Genomic DNA, 281 nt, shown 5'->3' with positions numbered 1-281 from the left:
AGCCCCTGAACTGGCGGCATTTTGATGGTCCCGGTTGTGGTGGTCATTCTCTTGACTAAGCCCGTAATAAATTGAAGTTTCGTTACAAAACGGATTTGAGCTTGTGTATTCCCAAAATTGTGTGCTGGTGTTTCGAAAAACTGTTTGTATGTTAGTTCAATATTTTTATAAGCGAATACATTTTCCCACGGGACGAAAACATCTTCTAAAACAGCCAATGCGTCGGTTTCATCAAAGCGAGTGGAAAGCGGGTAGTCATACACACTTGGCTTATCCGCTGC

Annotated in this window: 1 protein-coding gene; it reads right to left on the bottom strand. The window is 42.7% G+C overall.

The window, feature by feature from the left end:
- Window positions 1-281 (bottom strand): 4-hydroxyphenylacetate 3-hydroxylase N-terminal domain-containing protein (locus HRJ06_RS23755; protein WP_277874725.1); only part of this gene is annotated, 281 nt, incomplete at both ends.

Origin of the sequence: Mesobacillus harenae, from assembly GCF_013343715.1 — a bacterium.
Classification (GTDB): Bacteria; Bacillota; Bacilli; order Bacillales; family Cytobacillaceae; genus Mesobacillus_A; species Mesobacillus_A harenae.
Note: the sequence above shows the minus strand (reverse complement) of the source record. Positions and strands in the feature narration are given on the sequence as shown.